This window comes from Halpernia sp. GG3 (assembly GCF_052976925.2).
This window is the reverse complement of the sequence record NZ_JBRIIR020000017.1, coordinates 119,122-139,685: the sequence shown is the minus strand read 5'-3', so window position 1 is coordinate 139,685 and position 20,564 is coordinate 119,122. Positions and strand designations below refer to the sequence as shown.

Sequence of the window (20,564 nt, the reverse complement as noted above, 5' to 3'; positions counted from 1 at the left end):
TTATTTAATGATAAATATTTTCAATAAAAATAATTTACAATTAAAAAAAAGTAATCGTTCTAAAGCATTTTTGCTTTTACCGTTTGCATTCTTACTTATCAACTGCTATAGTTTCACAGGTTCATCACTAAGCCCGGAGACGAAAACTGTTCAAATTAATGATTTCCCAAATAATGCGGCTTTGGTAAATCCAAATTTAGCACAGCAATTTTCAACTGATTTGCAAAACAGGTTTTTGCAGCGTACAACTTTAAAGGGAACAAAAACCAATCCTGATATTTTAGTGGAAGGGTCAATTACAAATTACAGTATTTCACCGACGACGATATCAACTTCCGTGAATGCACCTGGCGGCGTTTTGCAAGCTGCGCAGAATAAATTGACAATTACTGTGCAAGTTCACTATGAAAATCATGTGAAAGGTGAAGAAGCAAAAAGTTTTGATAGATCGTATTCTGATGAGGCTGTATTTAGCAGTGGTCTAGATATCAATCAGATAGAAACTACACAAGTAAAGTTGGTAAATGATCGCATCATCAATAAAATTTTTAATGACATTGTAGCCAATTGGTAATGAATAACAGACTTTTAGAAATAGTAAAAAATCCTGACTTATTAAGTTTTAACGATATTGAAATTCTTGAAAAAGAAATTTCAAAAAACCCTTACATTCAAAGTTTTCGGGCACTTCAGTTGTTGGCGACACATCGTTTTAAAGGAGAAGATTTTGCTGCGAAATTATCAGAAACGGCAGCATTCACAACGGATAAAAAAATTTTATACCAACTAATTCATCAGAAGAAAATTGAAGAAAAGTTAAGCGTCGAAGATTTAAATACAATTAATACGAATATACATTCAGAAAGTTTAGTGGAAAAAGATGAACTTTCAAAAGTTGAAAAATTGATTGCAACGCCAGAGACAAGATTTCAGGAAATAGAAATTGAGCAGTTTAATTTACCGAATGAGGTTTTTATTGACGGGGAATTGAACCGAATTTTATTTGAAGGTGAAGAAGATTTTTTAAATGAAGAGACGCTGTCAATCGATTTGGAAGCAACGCAAGAATCTGGAAAAATTGTGATCGCAAGTACAGAGGCAAATTCAGGGGAATTTGCACATACGACACATAAGTTTACTTCGGAAACTATTATTAAGGAAGAAAAAATAAAAAATGAAGACGTTATTTTGGATAATTCAGCCGAACTAAGTTTTCATGGAATTGATAAAAATATTCAAGTTGAAGATGAGATCATCAATGAAAAGCAATCGTTAAGTTTAAAACAGATAGAAACTGTTTCACAGGATTTTGATGCAACAATCAGGATATTTACAACTGAAACCTTTATTAATGAAGATGCTATAAAATCTGAAGAAAAAATTATTGAAAGTGGTGCTGAACTTAGTTTTCATGGCGAATCAGAATTTCTCCCAAATGTAAAAATTAAAATTAAGGCAGAAGTTGTACCATATTTCAAAGCTGAAAATAAAATGAGCAAGCACGAAGCTGAAATACAGAAATTAATTGCTGAAGTGGAAGCTAAAATGAAAAAATCTTCAGTAAAAAATGTTGTGAATGAAGATGATTTAATAGAAAATCATTCCTTAAATTATACTGGTATTTCTAATGAAGAACACGAAGAAAAAGTTCTGGAAAATCAAAAAAATGAAGATAATTCTAAAGTAGAAGTTGAAAAAAATGAGGTTGTTTCATCTTGGAAAGCAATTGATTTTTCTACTAAAAAGTCAGTTTTTAGAAATAATGAAATTTCAGAAAAAACTGAATCTTCAGTTGAAAAAGAGGAGTTAATTGAGGAAAAACTAGAAGAAATTCAGAAAAATCCAAATGAACTAATAATTTCAAATGAAGAAAAAGTTATTGATTCAGAAACTGCTGAAAAAATTAACGAAAACTCTTTAGATGAAGAAATCAGCAATGTTCCTGTGTTCATAAATACTTGGCAAACTTGGTTAAAATTAAATCCAGAAACACCGGTTATAAAAGAAAATATCAGGCAAAAAGCCATTGAAAGCTTTATTGAAAGAGAGCCGAAAATCTCTAAATTAAAAGAGGAATCGAGTTTTATTATAAAAGATAAAGGCGATAATATTTCTCATCTGATGACGGAAACTTTAGCAAATTTATACTTAGACCAAAAACTCTATTCCAAAGCGCAAAAAGCCTTCGAACTTTTAATCGAAAAAAATCCCGCAAAAGCAGATAGTTTTAACGAAAAATTATTGAAAATTAAGGAGCTGCGAAATCAAAAGTTTTAGTTATTATTTCTTTTTTAAGTTGCAAAGTTTTGAAAAATTGGCTTCAATTTCGTTAAAATGATTTGGTTTTGTAGGCGAAATATAAAATAACATCGCTGAGGAATTTTCTCCAAATGCAGTTTTAAATTCAGATTTATTTAGACGGAATGACTCACGCAACAATCGTTTAATACGATTTCTGTCGACCGCTTTTTTGTAAAATCTTTTCGAAACGGAAACGCCGAATTGTAGTTGTTGTGACAGATTTTCCTTTAAAAAAATAATCCGCAAATTGCCACAAGTTTGCCATTTTCCTTTTTCAAATAAAAGTGCAATTTCTTTTTTTTGTTTTAATTTTTCTTCCTTTGAATAGCCAAATTCCTTCAAAATCAGTTTTCTTTTTCTATTAAATAATTAATGACTTCTGCAGCAGCAAATAAACCAAAAAGGGCGGGAATATAACTGATCGTGCCGTAAAAAGATTTTTTATAATTTGCACCATCTGTTAAATGTAAACTTTCTTCTTCCTGTATTTCAGTCGAAAATACACACCGAATTCCCTTATCAATTTTTTCTTTTTTCAAACGTTTTCTCACTTGTTTTGCTAAAAAACAATGATTTGTTTTACTGATGTCTCGTACGATAATTTTACTCGGATCTAATTTTCCGCCTGCTCCCATGCAACTTATGATCTTGGTTTTATTTCTTTTTGCTAATTTTAGTAATTCTACTTTCGGACTTAAGCTGTCGATACAATCAACAACGTAATCAAAGTTTTGATCATCAAATAAAGCCATCATTTCTTCAGGATTAAGAAAACGATTGATCTTTATAATATTTATCTCTGGGTTAATATCTTGTAAACGCGCTTCCATCACATCTGCTTTTTCTTTCCCAAGTGTAGAATGAAGCGCAGGAAGTTGCCGATTAATATTCGTTAGATCTACGGTATCTCCATCTACAATAGTTAAACTTCCCACGCCTGATCTCGCTAAAAATTCAGCTGCATAAGATCCTACTCCGCCTAATCCCACTACTAAGATATGTGCTTTTTTTAAAGAATTTATTCCATTTTTTGTTATTAGAAGTTCGGTGCGTTCAAGCCAATTTTTGTCCATAAAATCTAAATATTAATCCCTATTTTGTTGAGGTTTATTTGAATTATTTTGTTTAAATTTTCAAGTGATAAACTTTTTATTTCTGCTGCTTTTTGATAAATTAAACAAACGTCCATTTCTGACGCATCAGTTTCTAAGAAAAATTTATCCAAAGGAATCGACTTAAAAAAGTCTTGCAAATCTACGTTTTGTAACAATGATTTCCCCAAACTAAAATAAAAACCTTTTACTAAAAGTTCATTTCCAACCGTTGATTTTTTATTAAAACCGTGAATAACCATTGGAACTTTTGCGATTTTTCTATAATTTAAAAGTTCGTGAAACTGCCGAACACAATGAATAATTAACGGTTTTTGTAAGTCGTTAGCTAAATAAATTTGTCGCGTAAAAACTTCTTTTTGTATTTGTAAATTTTTATCTGCCAAACTATCTAAACCACATTCACCGATTGCGACACATTTTTTATTTTCGGCAGTTTTTTTCAACCAAGACAATTGGAACTCAAAATCTTCTAAAATATCTTTTGGATGAATGCCCGCAGAAAAAATCGACTCGGGAATCTTTTCGCTAAAATCTAAATTATAAATTCCAAAATTTTCGTAAGAGTGATGGTGGAAATTAAAATTTCTCATCTACCAAAGATAAAAAAAGTAATATCAATTAAACAACCGTTTATTTTTATAACTTTACAGAAAGACCTTTAATGAAAAAAAAATTTACCGATAAACAAATTCATATTTTAGATGTTGCCGAGGAATTAATTGCCAAGAAAGGATTTGAAGGAACTTCTGTTAGGGATATTTCCACAAAAGCACAGATCAATGTGGCGATGATTTCATACTACTTTGGGTCTAAAGAAAAAATGATGTCTTATCTTTATCAATACCGTGTGCAACGGACAAAAGAAGGTTTTTCTGAGTTTTCTGAAACTATAAAAGAGGGTAGACCAGAAATGCAAATGAAAGAAATTGTGAAGTTTTTGATACATCAATTATTTAAATATAATTACTTCCACGGTTTTGTGACACAGGAACTTCGGCACACGGAACATTTAAAAGACGATCTTCTGGCCTTATATCAAATTTGTGCTAATAAAATAGATGAGGTGGTAAAAAAGGGACTGGTCAGTGGTGCGTTTATAAATATTCCCAAGTCTGAAGACATTCTCACTTTAGTTTTAGGCTCTACACTTTTTGTCATCAGAAATAGAAATTTTTATGAACTTTATATCAGAGAAACTGATGAAAACTACTTTGCGGCCGCTGAAAGAAAAGTGCAGGAAAATCTTTTGACCAGTGTTTTTGCACTTTTGGGATACACTGTACAATAAAAAAAGTTAAAATATCTTAAATATAATAGGATTGAGAAAAAAATTCTATTTTTGCAGATTGAAAGTTCAGAGCAGAAAAAACGCATTCTGACATACACCTTATGAAAAAATATATCATTATAATTCTTGCTTTATTTGTGGTAAGTTCTTGCAACAAGCTTCAGGATCAGGCCATGAAAAGTGCAGATAAAGAATTTATTCTAAAAGTGGCCAATCAAAAATTTGAGCAAAAAAAATGGAAAGATGCCTTAGTTTTATATGATCGCGTTGCTAATTTAGTGGCTGGGACAGACGAATTGCAAACCATCGCATATAAAACAGCTTATGCTAATTACTATGATAAAAACTATCGTTTAGCGGGACATCAGTTCAAAAATTTTGCGGTAAGATATACAGATGACCCTCGCCGTGAAGAAGCAGCTTATTTGTCAGCTCTGTGTTACTATCAGGATTCACAGGAATATAATTTAGACCAAACAAGTACAACTGCGGCAATAAATGAGTTACAAGATTTTTTAAATACCTATCCAAATTCAGAACGTTCTAAAAATATTGGACAGTTAATAGATGAGCTCTCTTATAAACTAGAATTTAAGGCTTATGAAAATGCACGTCAATACTTTAAAATGGCAGATTATAAAGCGGCAAACGTCACTTTTGAAAATGTTTTAAATGATTTCCCCGCGACAAAGTTAAAACCAAAAATTACCGATTACATTATGAGATCCCGGTATCAACTGGCAATGAATTCTATTTATGATTTGAAATCGGACAGGATTGATAATGCCCTGGCTTACACTGTAACTGTAGAAAAAGAATTGGCCGGATCGGAATATGCTGCTGATGCTTTGAAATACCGAGAAAATTTGAAAACTGAAAAGGAAAAATTCATCAAATTAAAGGCTGCAGTAGACACAAGAAATGTAGAGTTTGGAAAAAAGCAGAAAATTGCGGTTGATAAAATTGCTGCAGATCAAACACAGAAAGATCAAGCTAAAAATCAGGTGAAATCAGAAAATAAAGCCAATCAGACCTTAAGAGATAGTGCAAAACTTGCAACACCAAAGCCGGCGGCCACTTTTAAAATTAGAAGATAAATTGTATCTTTGCACACTTCAAATAAAATAAATATCTCAAAATGAGCATAAAAGATTCAAAAGCAGAATTAAGTACCGTAACTTACGATAAAGATAAAATAGAGAAAAAGGTTGATTCTATTTACGAAGCCATCGTAATTATGGGTAAAAGAGCCGAGCAAATTAATGCAGAAATCCGCTCTGAACTTCACGGTAAATTAGATGAATTTGCTGTTCATAATGCAACTTTAGAAGAGGTTTTTGAAAATAGAGAACAAATCGAAATTTCCAAGCATTACGAGAAATTAGCTAAACCAACATCAATCGCAATCAAAGAATGGTTAGATGATGAAATTTATTTCAGAAAAACAGAAGAGAAAATATAATTTTTACCGTTAAAAATTTACAATCACAAAAGTTCTGCTTTTGTGATTTTTTTTTATACCAATTTAAAGTTAATTTTAATTAAGTAATTTCGTATCACAGTTTTAAAATATGGCGTCACTTCAAGGCAAGAAAATAGTTTTAGGGATTTCCGGCGGAATCGCTGCTTATAAGATGAATTATCTGGTAAGGGATTTCATTAAACTTGGTGCAGAAGTTCAGGTGATATTATCGCCTTCCGCAGAGAAATTTGTTTCTAAATTAACGCTTTCAACTTTGTCTAACAATCCAGTTTTTTCTGAATTTTATGATGATAATGACGTTTGGAATAATCACGTTGAATTGGCGCTTTGGGCAGATCTAATTTTAATGGCGCCTTGCACAGCTAACACGCTTTCGAAAATGGTCAATGGAATGTGTGATAATCTTTTGCTCGCGGTCTATATGTCGGCGAAATCGCCTGTGTTTATCGCTCCGGCAATGGATTTGGATATGTATAGACATCCTTCAACTTTACAAAATTTAGAAAAAGCAGAAGATTTCGGGCACATAATAATTCCGGCAGAATTTGGCGAATTAGCAAGTGGCTTGGAGGGGCAAGGAAGATTAGCGGAAAATGAAACTATCTTAGGAACGATAAGCTCTTTTTTAGATATTAAAGAAACTTTAACTGGAAAAACGGTTTTAATAACTGCCGGACCAACTTACGAAGCAATTGACCCTGTGCGTTTTATAGGCAATCATTCTTCCGGGAAAATGGGTTTTGCATTGGCGGAAGAAGCTGCAAAACGTGGCGCAAAAGTGATTCTAATTTCTGGACCATCTGTTTTAAATACCGAAAGCAAAAATATTGATCTACACCGCGTAACTTCCGCAAAGGAAATGTTTACGAAAGTTTTTGAGTGTTATGCAAATGTAGACATCGCTATTGCGAGTGCGGCAGTGGCAGATTATGCACCAAAAGAAATTGCCAAAGACAAAATAAAAAAATCAGAAAACTCTATGACTTTAGAACTGGTGAAAAATCCTGATATTTTAAAATACATGGGAGAAAATAAGAACCATCAATTTTTAGTGGGTTTTGCTCTTGAAACCAATAATGAAGAAGCATATGCAAAAGAAAAATTGAGTAAGAAAAATTTGGACATGATTATTTTAAACTCACTTCAAGATGATGGAGCTGGTTTTAAAAAGGATACTAATAAAATTAAAATTTTGACTGCAAATGAAATCTTAGACTTTGATTTGAAATCGAAAAAAGCGGTCGCACAAGATATTTTGGACTTTATAGAAACGCAGATTTTGAAATAATTTAATTATATTTCCGTTTTAAAATTTAAAAAAATAAATGAAGAAATTTATCGCATTTTTCCTTTTAATTATTTTCTCAAGTTCTTTTCCAGCACAAGAATTATTGGCAAATGTACAAGTAAACTACAGCCAGATCGGTGGGAGTAACGTGCAGGTTTTTAAAACATTAGAAAAAAGTTTACGGGATTTTATAAATAATACCAGTTGGACCGGAAAAAAACTTCAAAACTTTGAAAAAATAAAATGTAATTTTTCAATTATTATTTCATCGCGTCCTGATAATAATTCATTTAAGGGCAGCATTGTTGTACAAGCAGTTCGCCCAACTTTTGACTCAACTTATGAAAGTCCGTTACTAAATCTTAATGATACTAATTTTGCTTTTACTTACACTGAGAATGAAAATTTAATTTTTAATGAAAGACAATTTTCTGGTAAAAATTTAATAGATGTCATTAGTTTTTATGTTTATACAGTTTTAGGATACGATGCGGATAGTTTTAAATCAAAAGGTGGCGAGGATTACTTTCAGAAAGCTCAAAAAATTTCACAAAATTCTCAAAATCAAAACTTTGCAGGTTGGTCGATAGTGGAGGGCCCGAAAACAAGAGCAGGATTAATTGATGGACTTTTAAATGAAAACAGTAACATTTTAAGAAATACTTTTTATGTATACCACCGTTCCGGCATGGATAATCTTAGTAAACAGGATCAAAGTGGCGCCAAGCAAAATATAGCAAATTCACTATTACAATTGAAAGCTTACGAAAATAACTTTCAGCTAAATTATCCTTTTAGTCTGTTTATTGATACTAAAAATGCCGAAATTTTTAATATCTTCAATACCAGTAACAATGGTTCGGTTAATATGAACGACCTTAAGACCATCATGTCAACTTTTGATCCTAAAGATATTGAGAGCAAGTGGAATGTTTGGAAATAGATTTTTCTTACCGCTTTCAAAAAACCATAAACTAACGACTTAATAAATGCTTGTAAGAATTTTCATCAAAAATTTTGCTTTAATAGACCATCTTGAAATTAATTTGCATGAAGGTTTACAAGTAATCACGGGTGAAACTGGTGCGGGAAAATCGATCATTTTAGGAGCGCTGAGATTAATTTTAGGAGAAAGAGCGGATGTAAAATCTATTTCAAATTATGAGTCAAAAAGCATTGTAGAGGCAGAATTTAAATTAAATGATAATTTTAAGAATTATTTTGAAGCACAAGATTTAGATTACGATTCACATACCATAATTCGTCGGGAAATTTTACCAACAGGTAAATCGCGTGCTTTTATTAATGATGTGCCGGTAACACTTGAGGTTTTAAAACAACTCTCTCAAAGGTTGATTGATATTCATTCTCAATTTGAAACTTCCAATATTTTTAACGAAGATTATCAGTTTAAAATTATAGATGGACTTTCTGAAAATAAGGATTTACTTCCGAATTATCAAAAGGAGTTCTCTGATTATTTAAAATTGAAAAGATATTTCGAAAATTTAAAAATCCAATTAAGGGAAGGAAATAAAGAAGCAGATTATAAAGATTTTCTTTTAAATGAATTGTTAGAAGCAGACCTTGATGAATTGAATTTTGATGAACTTCAGGAGCAACTAAATACTCAGGAAAATGCGGAACAGATCTCAGATAACTTAGCGCAATTTATTCAGGTTTTTCAGCAGGATGATGTGGGAATTTTTTCTCAATTATCTGATGTTCGTATTAAATTAAATAGAATTGCCCAACTTTCATCACAGTTTGAAAATCCACAACAAAGGCTTGAAGAAGTTTGGTTGGAGCTGAAAGATCTACTTCTTGAGTTAGAAAATGAAGGTGAAAATATTGATATTAATGGTGAATTACTGCAGGAATTAAATTTTAGATCCAATAAGATAAATTCTTTGTTTCTGAAACATAACGTGAATTCTGTGAAAGAATTGATAGCAATTAGAAATGAAATATCCGAAAACCAGTCTCAGTTTTTAGATTTAGAAAATGAGATTGATAAGACAGAAAAATCGCTTCAAAATTCAAAGAAAAATTTAGAAAAATCCGCAGAAAATTTAAGTGATAACAGAAAAAAAATTATTCCCGATTTTATAAAAAGAATTGAAGTTATAATTAAACAATTGGGATTAGAAAAAGCGAAAATTCAAGTTGAATTAAAAGAAACTGAGGCGTTATCAATTTATGGTAAAGAAAGTATGCAAATTTTATTTCAAGCGAATTCAGGCTTTCCTTTAAAGCCAATTCAAGAGGCGATTTCTGGTGGCGAAAGAGGTCGGGTAATGCTTTCCATCAAAAAAATAATGGCAGAAAATTCAGAATTACCAAGTTTAATTTTAGATGAGATTGACACAGGCGTTTCTGGTAAAATTGCCGAGGAAATGGGTAATGTGATGCAGGAAATGGCGAAAGATCTACAGTTAATTGTCATCACGCATCTTGCGCAAGTTGCCGCCAAAGGAAATAATAATTATAAAGTGGTAAAAGAAGATATTTCAGGCAAAACACAATCCAATATTATTCCTTTAAATGAGTCTGAAAAGCTGCAAGAAATTGCGCAATTGCTCTCTGGCAGTAAGATTACCGATGCTGCAATTTCGCAGGCAAAAGAATTAATTGGCTAAACTGTAACAATTTTTAACATTTCATTACCAATTAATTAAACTATTTATATGTTTAATAAATTTGTTAGTCTCGAAATTAAAAGTTTTTTTCGCAGTCCGCGCTTTGCTTCTGGGATTGCACTAAAAATTGGAACTATATTTCTGTTGATGTATTTTGCGTCCATTTTAATTGGCGTCGCTTTTTTACTTTATTTTGGTTCTTTAGAAAACGGTGAAAATCCTATTCTGATGTTCTGCAAATATTTTTTAGCCTATTGGACGGTTGATTTAGTTCTAAAATTTGTTTGGCAACAACTGCCAACTAATAATATTAAACCTTTACTGACGCAAAATATTAATAAGAATATTATTACCAGATATACGGTGGTAAAAATCCTGACATCCTTCTTCAGCTGGGCATTTTTACTATTTTTTATTCCTTTTTTAGCCCTGCTCATTCATAACGGCACTTTTCCGGTAATTTCCATTTTTAGTTTAGTTTTAGCGGCGGTTTCGCTTATCATCATTAATACTTTTATCAACGTTATTATCAATAAAATTGATGGTTTAATGTACTTCGTTTTCGCTTCTTTAGCAGCCGTTGGCACATTGAATTATTTTCAAGTAATAGATGTTTTTGCCTTTTCACAGCAGTTTATTTTTAAATTTTATAACAATCATTTGTTGTTTTTAATTCCTTTATTTTTAGCAATACTTTTCAGCGTCTTAGTTTTTAGATTTATAAAAAGTAATCTTTATTTAGATAAAGGTTTGGAAATAAAAAAAGCAGTTGGAAAAACCGAGAATATTGTTTTCTTAAATAAATTTGGCGCGGTTGGAACTTTTTTAAATAATGATTTAAAATTAATAAAGCGAAGTAAAGCTGCAAAAGGCGCCGCAATGAGCGGTATTTTCTTCCTATTTTATGGTTTGTTTTTTATGGGAACAAAAAGCGCTATCCCACCAATATTCCCGGGGATTTTTATTACTGGTGGATTTATGATTGTTTTTGGACAGAAGGTTCCAGCTTGGGACAGTTCCTATTATTCGCTGATGATGACGCAAAATGTGCCCTATAAAGATTATCTGAAAGCAAAATGGTGGTTGGTTGTAATTGCAACCTTAATTTCAATGATACTCGCTACCGCTTATGGTTTTTACAAAGGCTGGGAATATTATTTCACAATTTTTGCCGCCGGACTTTATAATTTGGGTATAAATGCTTATGTCACGTTGTTTGCGGGAGCTTTTAACAAAAGACCGGTTGATCTAAATTCTGCCGCAAAAGGATTTTCTAATGGGCAAAATAATTTTAATATTAAAAATTTACTTCTGGTAATTCCGCAGTTTATAGTTCCCATCGGCGTTTTTATGGGTGTGAAATATTTCTTTGGTTTAACTGCCGCAGTTTTAGCCATTGCATTTTTAGGATTTATTGGATTTTTATTGAGAGATAAAATTTTCGATTATATCGTTAAAATTTACAAAACCGAAAAATATTCAACTTTGTCCGCGTTCAAAAAATTAGATTAACCACAAAAAATACAACTATGATTTCTATAAATAATATTTCAAAAGTTTACGGCGATAAAAAGGTCTTAAATATTCAAAACTTGGAAATTCCCAAAGGCGAAAGTTTCGGTTTAGTGGGAAATAATGGTGCGGGAAAAACAACGCTTTTTTCTTTACTTTTAGATTTAATTCAGGCCAGTTCTGGTGAAATTTTAATTGATGACGAAAACGTTGCCAAATCTGAAAATTGGAAAACCAAAGTTTCTGCTTTCGTAGATGAATCATTTTTAATTGGTTATCTCACGCCAGAAGAATATTTCTATTTTCTTGGCGAACTTCGCGGCGAAAATAAAGCATCAGTCGATGATTTTATGAAACAATTCACAGATTTATTTAATGGTGAAATTCTAAATGCCGGAAAATACGTCAGAGATTTATCTAAAGGAAATCAGAAAAAAGTGGGCGTTGTTGGCGCTTTAATCGGCAAGCCGGAAATTATTATTTTAGATGAACCTTTTGCAAACTTAGATCCTTCCACACAAATTAAACTTAAAAATTTAATTAGAAAGTGGTCTCAAGATTCTCAGGTTACTTTTCTAATTTCCAGCCATGATCTGGCCCACACAACTGAAGTGAGCAATAGAATTGTGGTTTTAAATAAAGGCGAAATTGTAAAAGACATCAAAACCAATCCTGAAACGTTGAAAGAATTGGAAGCGTTTTTCGCAGAATCGGTTGTGGTTTAAAATTAGAATTATTTTTAAAATGATAAAGATTTTATTTTCAACTTTGATTTTTTTACCAATGTTTTTATTTTCTCAAAATTTAAAAATTAATTATAAAATTGGAGGTTATGGATTTGGAGAAAAAGGTGAATATGAAAGGGAAGAAATTATTAATATTTATCCTATAAAGGAAAATTTCAGATTAAATTATTTACAATTAAAAAAATCTTGGGTTTTTAATGATGTAACAGGTAAAAATGATAGATCAGAAACCGACACAATTGAAATAAAAAATCAAAATTTAAATAAAAATCATGTTGGTGAATTATTCTCAGAATTAAATCAAAATAAAAATAATTTCAATTATAAATTTATCAGTCAAAATTTAGATAAAAAAATTTCAAAAAGTTTAATTATTAAAACTGCAAAAAAGTGTAATATTTTTTATTTTATTGGAGATGACGACAGTGATAGAATAGACGAATTTGGAAGAAAAAAAATTCGAGAAATAAAAAAACTAAAACAATTTGAAAAATTTATTGATTCTATTAAGCCAAATCTGGAAGAATTTTTCGTTCACACAGACACTTGGAATTCTGCAAGAATTATAACTCAAACTAAAAATTACAAATTAGATTTTTTAAACGTTTTGGGACAACCAATAACAGAAAGAAATGAGAGATTTATAAATCTTAATGTAAACCTTGCATTATTAAATATTCTTCCAAAGAATTCTCTTCTGAGAAAAAAACTTTCTTTTGAATCATTGTATGAGGACTATATTTTTTGGTATTTAAAAAACTACAGAGAATTTTAGATTTAAAATTAAAACCTACTTCAAACCACCAACCATATCTTCCGGTTTCACCCATTCATCAAACTGTTCAGCCGTTAAAAGTCCAAGATTTACGGCTTCTTCTTTTAAAGTTGTTCCGTTTTTATGCGCCGTTTTTGCGATTTTTGCGGCATTTTCATAACCGATATGTGTGTTTAAAGCCGTTACCAACATCAAAGATTTATCAACCAATTCTTTTATTCTAGGCAAATTTGGTTCAATTCCAACCGCACAATGGTCGTTAAAAGAAATACACGCGTCGCCTAAAAGTTGCGCCGACTGTAAAAAATTCGCTGCCATAACAGGTTTAAAAACATTCAATTCATAATTTCCTTGTGTTCCTGCAAAAGAAATCGTTACGTCGTTTCCTAAAACCTGCGCACAAACCATTGTCAAGGCTTCATTCTGCGTTGGATTTACTTTTCCAGGCATGATAGAAGAACCCGGCTCATTTTCAGGAATGTGAATTTCACCAATACCAGAACGCGGTCCAGAAGCCAAAAGACGAATATCCTGTGCAATTTTATACAGAGAAACTGCGAGTTGTTTTAGCGCGCCGTGCGTTTCTACAATCGCGTCGTGTGCGGCCAAAGCCTCGTATTTATTTGGTGCCGTCACGAAAGGTAAACCTGTAAAAGCTGCAATGTATTTTGCGACTAAAACATCGTAACCTTTTGGCGTATTCAAGCCAGTTCCCACCGCAGTTCCGCCCAAAGCGAGTTCATGCAAATGTTCTAACGTATTTTTTATCGCCTTCAAAGCGTAATCTAATTGCGCTACATACCCGGAAAATTCCTGTCCCAATGTAATTGGAGTTGCGTCCATTAAATGCGTTCTGCCAATTTTAACAATTGTTGAAAATTCTGAAACTTTACTTTTTAAAGTATCTCTCAATTTTTCAACAGCCGGAATCGTCGTTTCCACCACTTTTTTATAGGCTGCAATATGCATCGCCGTGGGAAAAGTGTCGTTTGAAGATTGAGATTTATTCACATCATCATTTGGGTGAACTTCCGCTTTTTCGCCTAATTTTCCGCCTGCGTTTACGTGAGATTTATTTGAGATCACTTCATTCATGTTCATATTAGATTGCGTTCCAGAGCCGGTTTGCCAAATTACAAGTGGAAATTGATCAGCTAATTTTCCTGCTAAAATTTCATCACAAACTTTTGCAATCGCATCACGCTTTTCATCCGACAAAACACCCAATTCTGCATTCGTAAAAGCCGCTGCCTTTTTTAAATAAGCAAAGGCTTCAATGATTTCTTTTGGCATCGACGCTTCTGGCCCAATTTTAAAATTATTTCTGGAACGCTCGGTTTGCGCGCCCCAAAATTTATCCGCAGGCACCTGCACATCGCCCATCGTATCTTTTTCAATTCTGAAATCCATAGTTTTAGTTTTATTTTTTTAGGAGCAAGAAGGGTTTTTGTTTCTTTTCACTTTTTTACCCGCTTTTCGTTACAATCTTTTTAATTTTTTTTAAAAATTAAAAAGATTTCCACTGCAATCGGGGCTAAGTTTCAAGTTTATTTCTACTTTTCATCAGATAAAATTGCTGAAAAATTTCAATTGCAAATTTACGCATTTCTAAAATCTCAACAAAATGATAAATTTTGGTCAGAAAACTTTTGTATGAAAGAAATTTTAAAGTATTTTTGCTTAAAATTTATTGCAATGATAATGCTATCCGCTTTTTGGCCTTTTTACCAGTTTCTTGGTTTTTGTTTCTTTTTAGGAATGATGCTTGTTGGCTTCTGGTGTATCTTTATGTTTTTTGGTTTTGTATTGCCACTTTGGTTAACTGAAGGACTTTGGGAATATTTCGGAAAATCAAAAGCATTTGATCCGGAAGAAGTGAGATTTAAAAAATTATATGAAAAAGAAGGTTATGAAGTGATTTATAACAATCCAAAAGGACATGGTCCTTATTTGCACCACGATTCTGACTCTCACGTCGCACATTAATTTTGCAATTCTTCGCTTTGCAAGAATTGCCTCAAGCGAAACTCTATATATTATATCCACTCAAATTTTTTTGAGTGGATTTTTTATCTCAGGTTAATTTTAAAACTGTTTTACTTTTCTTATTTTTGTAGTGATAAAACTGCGAAATACTTTGCAGCGTTTAATTTAATCAAATGAAAGTAGATTTTTTAGCAATTGGCGCACATCCAGATGATGTAGAATTAGGTTGTGGCGGAACACTTGCCAAATTAATTTTTGAAGGCAAAAGCGTCGCTATCGTAGATCTGACGCGGGGCGAACTAGGGACTCGCGGAACAGACGAAACCCGGGCGGAAGAAGCTAAAAATGCTTCTGAAATTTTAGGGGTTTCTCATCGAGAAAATCTTGGAATGAAAGATGGTTTTCTTGAAAATTCACAGGAGTACCAAATGCAAATTGTAAAAATAATCCGGAAATACCAACCAGAAATTTTATTTTGCAACGCCATTGACGATCGCCATCCAGATCATGCAAAGGCTGCAAAATTAGTTTCAGACGCGTGTTTTCTGGCAGGTTTAAAAAAAATAGAAACTGAACTTGACGGAAATACGCAGGAAGTTTGGCGGCCGAAACAGATTTTCCACTATATCCAATGGAAAAATATTAAACCAGATTTTGTGTACGATATTTCAGAGTTTATGGATAAAAAAATTGAAGCGTGTTTGGCTTATAAAACCCAGTTTTACGATCCGAAAAGTACAGAACCGGTTACGCCAATTGCCACCAAAGATTTCTTAGAAAGTTTGACTTACCGCGCACAAGATCTGGGAAGATTATCAGGCGTAGATTTTGCCGAAGGTTTTACAAGTGAAAAGTTATTAGCCTTCAAAAATTTTGACGGAATTGTTTGTTAATTTTAGAGAAAATACTATATTTGCACTTCTGAAAAACGGTGGTTGTAGTTCAGTTGGTTAGAATGTCGGTTTGTGGTACCGAAGGTCGCCGGTTCGAACCCGGTCATCCACCCAAAGCAAAAGTGTTCCGATTGGAACACTTTTTTGATTTCTATAATTATAAATACTTAGGTCACGGATTATAAATCCGCGCCATCGGAATCGCCACAATCTAAGCAAAAACTTGAAGTTTTACAATCTTCAAATTTTTCAGAATATAAATTTTGAGAATAAATTGTAATTGAAAATAGTGGCAAAAGTAAATGGCTGAATATTTTAATCAGTTTTCTCATTTGTTAGTTTTTTGATTTTCCACGCCTTTTCAAATATAAGTAACTTTTTGATTTTCTAAATCTCTTATTAAACAAGACCTCGCAAATACCGATAAACTGCGGCCGTGATAGAAGCGGCATCCTTTTTTGTTATTGCGATTAAAAGTTCAACAGATTGATTCGCGTCGCTCGCAATGACAAAAAAGATACAGCGGATAGCACGAAATGTCCGCCCAAAGAAAATAAAAAAAGCATCTAATAAATTAAATGCTCTTATATGTTTTTAAATTTCGTCTTCAGAATCTATGGTGAAGGTTTTTGCCTTGAAATCTTTATCGTGGCGCTCTGAGATCACGTCTTCGCCTTTGTTTTCTATAATAAAATCTGAGGCCTCGGTAAACATTTCGCCAAACTGGGCGAAATCTTCTTTGTAAAGGTAAATTTTGTGTTTTTCAAAACTGGCTTCGCCATTGTCATGAAAACTTTTTTTACTTTCTGTAATCGTGAGATAGTAATCTCCCGCTTTGGTTTCCCGCACATCAAAAAAATAGGTTCTGCGCCCGGCTTTTAAAACTTTCGTGAAAATCTCATTTTCGTTTCTTTCCTTGTAATCACTCATTTTTACGCTTTGTTTGAAATCTTGTGATAACAAATATAAAAGAAATCTTTTAATTTTAATATATTTTCTTAAAATTAGTTAATTATACTGTAAATCAATAATTTAAATTAGTTCAAACTCGTTTATCGGCGTTAAATGCAGGGTTTTGTCTGCTCGTTTTGCGCTGCTTTCACGGTGCGTAATGATCACATTGGTCGTGTTATTGATTTTTTCATCGATGTTTTTTAAAATATTTTCTTCAGTTTCTGTATCTAAAGCGGAAAGTGAATCGTCAAAAATTAAAATTTTCGGCTGTTTTATTAAAGCACGCGCAATACAAATCCTCTGTTTTTGTCCACCAGAAAGCATCACGCCGCGCTCGCCAACCATGGTTTCGTATTTATTTTTAAAACCCATGATATTATTATGAACGTCTGCGGTTTTCGCCATTTCTTCTACTAATTTATGCGAAGGTCGGTCTAAAGCAAAACCGATATTATTCTCAATAGTATCTGAAAACAAGTAACTTTCCTGTGGAATGAACCCAAGATTGTTGCGGTAATTTTTTAAATTATGGTCTTTTAGATTTTTTCCGTCAATAAGAATTTCGCCTTCATCGGGATCAATTAATCGGCTGAGAAGAAGTGCGATTGTCGATTTTCCACTACCGGTTTTCCCCATAATAGCGAGTGATTTTCCGGCTTCTATTTTAAAGGATAAATGATCCAAGGCTTTAATTCCTGTGTTTGGATAAGTGTAGGAAACGTTGCGAAATTCGATACCGCCGCCAATGTCATATTTATTGGTATTTGTGTTAACAATTTGAGATTTCATATCTAGAAATTCGTTCACACGCTGCATGGAAGCATCGGCTCTTTGATTGATGGAAGTTACCCAACCAAGCATTGAGAAAGGAAAAATAAGAATATTAATATAAGTGAAAAATTCTGCGATAGTCCCGACATTCATTTGGCCTGAAATATATTTTTGTCCACCAATAAAGAGAATTGCCACATTTAGCAAGCCAATTACGAAAGTAATAATCGTGAAAAAATAGGCTTCCGTTTTTGCAAGATCCAATGATTTATCCTGATAATCACGGACTTTATCACTATAATTTTTCTCTATAAATTTTTCTTTAGCAAAAAACTTTACAACTCTTATCCCAGAAAAACTATCTGTCACAAAAGTTGAGATCGCAGACTGACTTTTCTGTGTAATTTTTGATTTTCTGCTGATGACTGAGCTTACTCTGTAAATTAAAAAAGATAAAATGGGCAGAGGAATTAAAGTCCATAATGTCATAGAAACGTCCGTTTTTAGCATATAAAATGTAGTGATAGAAACCAGTACAATTAAATTTGCCACATACATAACGCCTGGACCGAGATACATTCTTATCGCAACAACGTCTTCGCTGAGGCGATTTAATAAATCACCAATAGTTGTTTTTTTATAATCTGTGATAGAAATTTCCTGATAATGGCTGTAGATTTTATTTTTCAGTTCGTATTCTATTCTTCGGGATGCCACAATAATTGTTTGGCGCATCATAAAAGTGAAAAATCCCGTAAGAAGGGAAGAACCGATTATTATTCCAACATTAGTTAATATTTTTGGATTAAAGCCAGAGCCTTTATAACTGGCAATCTCATTAACAGAATCGCCGATAAAAGGAACCTTATAGATATTAAAAAAGTTACTTAAAATTATAAAAATAAATCCGTAAAAAAGAAGGAGTTTATGTTTATAGAAATAAGGATTGAGGGTTTTTAGCGCTTTCATATGAAGGGCAAAATTACAAATTTTATTGTTACCTTTGCGGCACAAAAAAGTTCTTTGAATGTTAGGTAGACGACAAATCCGTGAAAAAGTAGTGGAAACACTTTATTCTTATTATCAGAATCCAATAGCAGCAGATATTCTGGAGAAAAATATGATATCACAGATAGATAAAATTTATCATTTGTACATCTATGAACTTAATTTTTTAGTTGGTTTAAAGAATGTTGCGGAGCAGCAAATTGAGATCAGCAAGAATAAATTCATTAAAACTGAATCTACGATCAATCCGAATCAAAAATTTATTAATAATAAAGTTCTGCTTCAGTTAGAAGAAAACACCGAGCGTTTATCATTCACGTCCAAGCATTTAGAATTAAAATGGGATTTGTATGACAGTTTGCTTGTTCATACTTTTCAGCGGATAAAAGCGGGGAAAAGGTATCAGGATTTTATGCTGGAAGAGGATACTTATTCTTTTGAGGACGATCAAAAATTTATCGGGAAATTATTTCTTAGATATATTGCAGAAAACACAGATTTTCACGAACATTTGGAAGAAAAAGAATTGAGTTGGGCAGATGATTTTCACATTGCTAATTCTATGATTCAAAAAACAGTTGGCTATCTTAAACCAGATGTAAGTAGTCACACTTTGATCAAAATGTTTAAAAATGACGACGACATTGATTTTGCAAGAAATTTATTAAAATATGCCATCATTCATTTAAAAGAAAGTGAAGAGAAAGTAAAAGAACGTTTGCAAAACTGGGACTTAGAAAGAATTTCTTTAATTGATAAAATCATCATTATCGCAGCAATTACAGAAATGGATCATTTTCCTTTTACACCGTCTGCGGTAATTATGAATGAGTACATTGAGATTTCAAAGGTGTTTTCTACGGAAAAATCTAATATCTTCGTTAACGGTATTTTAGATAAATATATAAAAGATAAAAACAGAGTTTAGTTATGAATATTACATTTAAATTATTAGCAATTAGCACGTTAGTTGTATTTTCTTTTCAATCTTGTGAGAAAAAAAGTCAGCCAGCAGATCAAATTCATGTTGATACAATGACGACAGGACCAGTAAATCCGAACGAGGCTTCCATAAAAGAAGCGCAATCCAAACCTTTAACCAATATTGCCATTTCAGAAAACACGTTTGATTTTGGAGTAATAAAAAAAGGAGACGTGAAAAGCCACACTTATGAAATAACAAACACCGGAACAAATCCGCTTATTATTTCTGAGGTTAAACCTGGCTGTGGCTGTACGATTCCCGAATTTACAAAAGATCCAATTATGCCCGGAAAAAAAGGAAAAATTACTTTAAAGTTTGAATCTGAAGCTTTTGACGGCGTGGTTAATAAAACGGCAGATGTTTATGCAAATGTTGCAAAAGCGCCAATCACAATAAATTTCACAGCAAATATTAAATAAAAATTAAAAAAATGATTGCAACAATATTACAGTTTGGCGGCGGTGAAGGTTCTATGACGCCAACTTTGTTAATGATGGGCGTAATGTTCGTGGGATTTTATTTCCTGATGATCCGTCCACAAATGAAAAAACAAAAACAGGAAAAAACGTTTCAGGAAACCATAAAAGTAGGTTCTAGAGTCGTAATGACTTCAGGAATTCAAGGAAGAATTGCTCAGGTAATGGAAGACGGCGTGGTGATTGAAACAATGGCGGGGAAAATTAAATTTGAAAAAGCAGCAATTTCGAGAGAATTTACGCAGCAAAGATTTCCAGATACTTCGGAAGTAAAAAAATAAATAAACTTTTTCTTAAAGTTAAAAATCCATCGCAGATTTGTGATGGATTTTTTTGGTTATAAT

The 20,564-nt window shown here is 32.4% G+C and carries 23 protein-coding genes and 1 tRNA gene; 17 read left to right on the top strand and 7 right to left on the bottom strand.

The window, feature by feature from the left end:
* The first annotated feature begins 7 nt into the window (after positions 1 to 7).
* Together ACVBED_RS10055 and ACVBED_RS10050 are read left to right on the top strand one after the other, a co-directional pair.
* Complete coding sequence (locus tag ACVBED_RS10055) at positions 8 to 574, top strand: LptE family protein (RefSeq protein WP_447120153.1); 567 nt, start codon at positions 8 to 10, stop codon at positions 572 to 574.
* Positions 574 to 2,277 carry a hypothetical protein gene (locus ACVBED_RS10050; protein ID WP_447120152.1) on the top strand — a complete coding sequence of 568 codons (1,704 nt, stop codon included), beginning with the start codon at positions 574 to 576 and terminating at the stop codon, positions 2,275 to 2,277. The genes ACVBED_RS10055 and ACVBED_RS10050 overlap by 1 nt, the downstream gene beginning before the upstream one ends.
* A gap of 3 nt (positions 2,278 to 2,280) precedes the next feature.
* Here the strand turns inward: ACVBED_RS10050 and rnpA are convergent, their stop codons facing one another.
* Genes rnpA through ACVBED_RS10035 form a run of 3 tightly spaced genes read right to left on the bottom strand, consistent with a single transcriptional unit; the run spans position 2,281 to position 4,006 of the window.
* Entirely contained in the window at positions 2,281 to 2,643 is a 363-nt protein-coding gene (gene rnpA, locus ACVBED_RS10045; protein ID WP_447120151.1) for a ribonuclease P protein component, read from the bottom strand.
* A gap of 2 nt (positions 2,644 to 2,645) precedes the next feature.
* A complete protein-coding gene (locus ACVBED_RS10040; RefSeq protein ID WP_447120150.1) occupies positions 2,646 to 3,374 on the bottom strand; it encodes a tRNA threonylcarbamoyladenosine dehydratase in 729 nt (242 codons plus the stop codon).
* Between the two features lie 5 nt (positions 3,375 to 3,379).
* Entirely contained in the window at positions 3,380 to 4,006 is a 627-nt protein-coding gene (locus tag ACVBED_RS10035; RefSeq protein WP_447120149.1) for a TatD family hydrolase, read from the bottom strand.
* Between the two features lie 71 nt (positions 4,007 to 4,077).
* Here ACVBED_RS10035 and ACVBED_RS10030 point away from each other — a divergent pair, with 71 nt between their 5' ends.
* The 9 genes from ACVBED_RS10030 to ACVBED_RS09990 all read left to right on the top strand — a co-directional run bounded on the left by ACVBED_RS10030 (position 4,078) and on the right by ACVBED_RS09990 (position 13,147).
* Positions 4,078 to 4,704 carry a TetR/AcrR family transcriptional regulator gene (locus ACVBED_RS10030; RefSeq protein WP_447120148.1) on the top strand — a complete coding sequence of 209 codons (627 nt, stop codon included), beginning with the start codon at positions 4,078 to 4,080 and terminating at the stop codon, positions 4,702 to 4,704.
* 101 nt (positions 4,705 to 4,805) lie between these two features.
* Entirely contained in the window at positions 4,806 to 5,801 is a 996-nt protein-coding gene (locus tag ACVBED_RS10025; protein WP_447120147.1) for an outer membrane protein assembly factor BamD, read from the top strand.
* Positions 5,802 to 5,842: 41 nt separating this feature from the next.
* On the top strand, positions 5,843 to 6,166 hold the full coding sequence (locus ACVBED_RS10020; protein ID WP_447120146.1) for a DNA-directed RNA polymerase subunit omega: 324 nt from the start codon (positions 5,843 to 5,845) through the stop codon (positions 6,164 to 6,166).
* Positions 6,167 to 6,275: 109 nt separating this feature from the next.
* The gene (gene coaBC, locus ACVBED_RS10015) at positions 6,276 to 7,475 is read left to right on the top strand and encodes a bifunctional phosphopantothenoylcysteine decarboxylase/phosphopantothenate--cysteine ligase CoaBC (protein ID WP_473094957.1); all 1,200 of its coding nucleotides are present in this window, start codon (positions 6,276 to 6,278) and stop codon (positions 7,473 to 7,475) included.
* Positions 7,476 to 7,512: 37 nt separating this feature from the next.
* Positions 7,513 to 8,418 carry a type IX secretion system protein PorD gene (porD, locus tag ACVBED_RS10010; RefSeq protein WP_447120144.1) on the top strand — a complete coding sequence of 302 codons (906 nt, stop codon included), beginning with the start codon at positions 7,513 to 7,515 and terminating at the stop codon, positions 8,416 to 8,418.
* A 46-nt stretch (positions 8,419 to 8,464) separates the two neighbouring features.
* Positions 8,465 to 10,114, top strand: coding sequence for a DNA repair protein RecN (locus ACVBED_RS10005; RefSeq protein ID WP_447120143.1), 1,650 nt, complete (start codon positions 8,465 to 8,467; stop codon positions 10,112 to 10,114).
* 48 nt (positions 10,115 to 10,162) lie between these two features.
* Positions 10,163 to 11,626 carry a DUF5687 family protein gene (locus ACVBED_RS10000; protein WP_473094956.1) on the top strand — a complete coding sequence of 488 codons (1,464 nt, stop codon included), beginning with the start codon at positions 10,163 to 10,165 and terminating at the stop codon, positions 11,624 to 11,626.
* 17 nt (positions 11,627 to 11,643) lie between these two features.
* Positions 11,644 to 12,351: an ABC transporter ATP-binding protein gene (locus ACVBED_RS09995; protein ID WP_447120142.1), complete on the top strand. Its 708-nt coding sequence runs from the start codon at positions 11,644 to 11,646 to the stop codon at positions 12,349 to 12,351.
* 19 nt (positions 12,352 to 12,370) lie between these two features.
* Positions 12,371 to 13,147, top strand: coding sequence for a hypothetical protein (locus ACVBED_RS09990; RefSeq protein WP_473094955.1), 777 nt, complete (start codon positions 12,371 to 12,373; stop codon positions 13,145 to 13,147).
* Between the two features lie 15 nt (positions 13,148 to 13,162).
* Here ACVBED_RS09990 and fumC read toward each other — a convergent pair whose 3' ends face one another.
* Positions 13,163 to 14,557 carry a class II fumarate hydratase gene (gene fumC, locus ACVBED_RS09985; RefSeq protein WP_473094954.1) on the bottom strand — a complete coding sequence of 465 codons (1,395 nt, stop codon included), beginning with the start codon at positions 14,555 to 14,557 and terminating at the stop codon, positions 13,163 to 13,165.
* Between the two features lie 285 nt (positions 14,558 to 14,842).
* Between fumC and ACVBED_RS09980 the strand changes: the two genes are divergently transcribed.
* The 3 genes from ACVBED_RS09980 (at position 14,843) to ACVBED_RS09970 (ending at position 16,138) form a co-directional block, all read left to right on the top strand.
* Positions 14,843 to 15,133, top strand: a complete 291-nt coding sequence (locus ACVBED_RS09980; RefSeq protein WP_447120140.1) for a hypothetical protein — start codon at positions 14,843 to 14,845, stop codon at positions 15,131 to 15,133.
* A 173-nt stretch (positions 15,134 to 15,306) separates the two neighbouring features.
* Positions 15,307 to 16,026: a bacillithiol biosynthesis deacetylase BshB1 gene (bshB1, locus tag ACVBED_RS09975; RefSeq protein WP_447120139.1), complete on the top strand. Its 720-nt coding sequence runs from the start codon at positions 15,307 to 15,309 to the stop codon at positions 16,024 to 16,026.
* 38 nt (positions 16,027 to 16,064) lie between these two features.
* A tRNA-His gene (locus ACVBED_RS09970) sits at positions 16,065 to 16,138 on the top strand.
* A gap of 67 nt (positions 16,139 to 16,205) precedes the next feature.
* Here ACVBED_RS09970 and ACVBED_RS09965 read toward each other — a convergent pair.
* From ACVBED_RS09965 to ACVBED_RS09955, 3 genes are all read right to left on the bottom strand, one after another.
* Positions 16,206 to 16,358, bottom strand: coding sequence for a hypothetical protein (locus tag ACVBED_RS09965; RefSeq protein ID WP_447120138.1), 153 nt, complete (start codon positions 16,356 to 16,358; stop codon positions 16,206 to 16,208).
* Positions 16,359 to 16,620: 262 nt separating this feature from the next.
* Positions 16,621 to 16,956, bottom strand: coding sequence for a DUF3276 family protein (locus tag ACVBED_RS09960; protein ID WP_447120137.1), 336 nt, complete (start codon positions 16,954 to 16,956; stop codon positions 16,621 to 16,623).
* Between the two features lie 102 nt (positions 16,957 to 17,058).
* The gene (locus ACVBED_RS09955) at positions 17,059 to 18,720 is read right to left on the bottom strand and encodes an ABC transporter ATP-binding protein (protein ID WP_447120136.1); all 1,662 of its coding nucleotides are present in this window, start codon (positions 18,718 to 18,720) and stop codon (positions 17,059 to 17,061) included.
* A 58-nt stretch (positions 18,721 to 18,778) separates the two neighbouring features.
* On the opposite strand from ACVBED_RS09955, the gene ACVBED_RS09950 reads away from it, so the two are divergent.
* From ACVBED_RS09950 to yajC, 3 genes are read left to right on the top strand one after another with little or no spacing between them, the layout of a single operon-like run.
* Positions 18,779 to 19,687 (top strand): transcription antitermination factor NusB, encoded by a 909-nt coding sequence (locus ACVBED_RS09950; protein ID WP_447120135.1) that lies wholly within the window; start codon positions 18,779 to 18,781, stop codon positions 19,685 to 19,687.
* 2 nt (positions 19,688 to 19,689) lie between these two features.
* The gene (locus ACVBED_RS09945) at positions 19,690 to 20,163 is read left to right on the top strand and encodes a DUF1573 domain-containing protein (RefSeq protein ID WP_473094953.1); all 474 of its coding nucleotides are present in this window, start codon (positions 19,690 to 19,692) and stop codon (positions 20,161 to 20,163) included.
* 11 nt (positions 20,164 to 20,174) lie between these two features.
* On the top strand, positions 20,175 to 20,501 hold the full coding sequence (gene yajC, locus ACVBED_RS09940) for a preprotein translocase subunit YajC (RefSeq protein WP_447120133.1): 327 nt from the start codon (positions 20,175 to 20,177) through the stop codon (positions 20,499 to 20,501).
* The last annotated feature ends 63 nt before the right edge of the window (positions 20,502 to 20,564 follow it).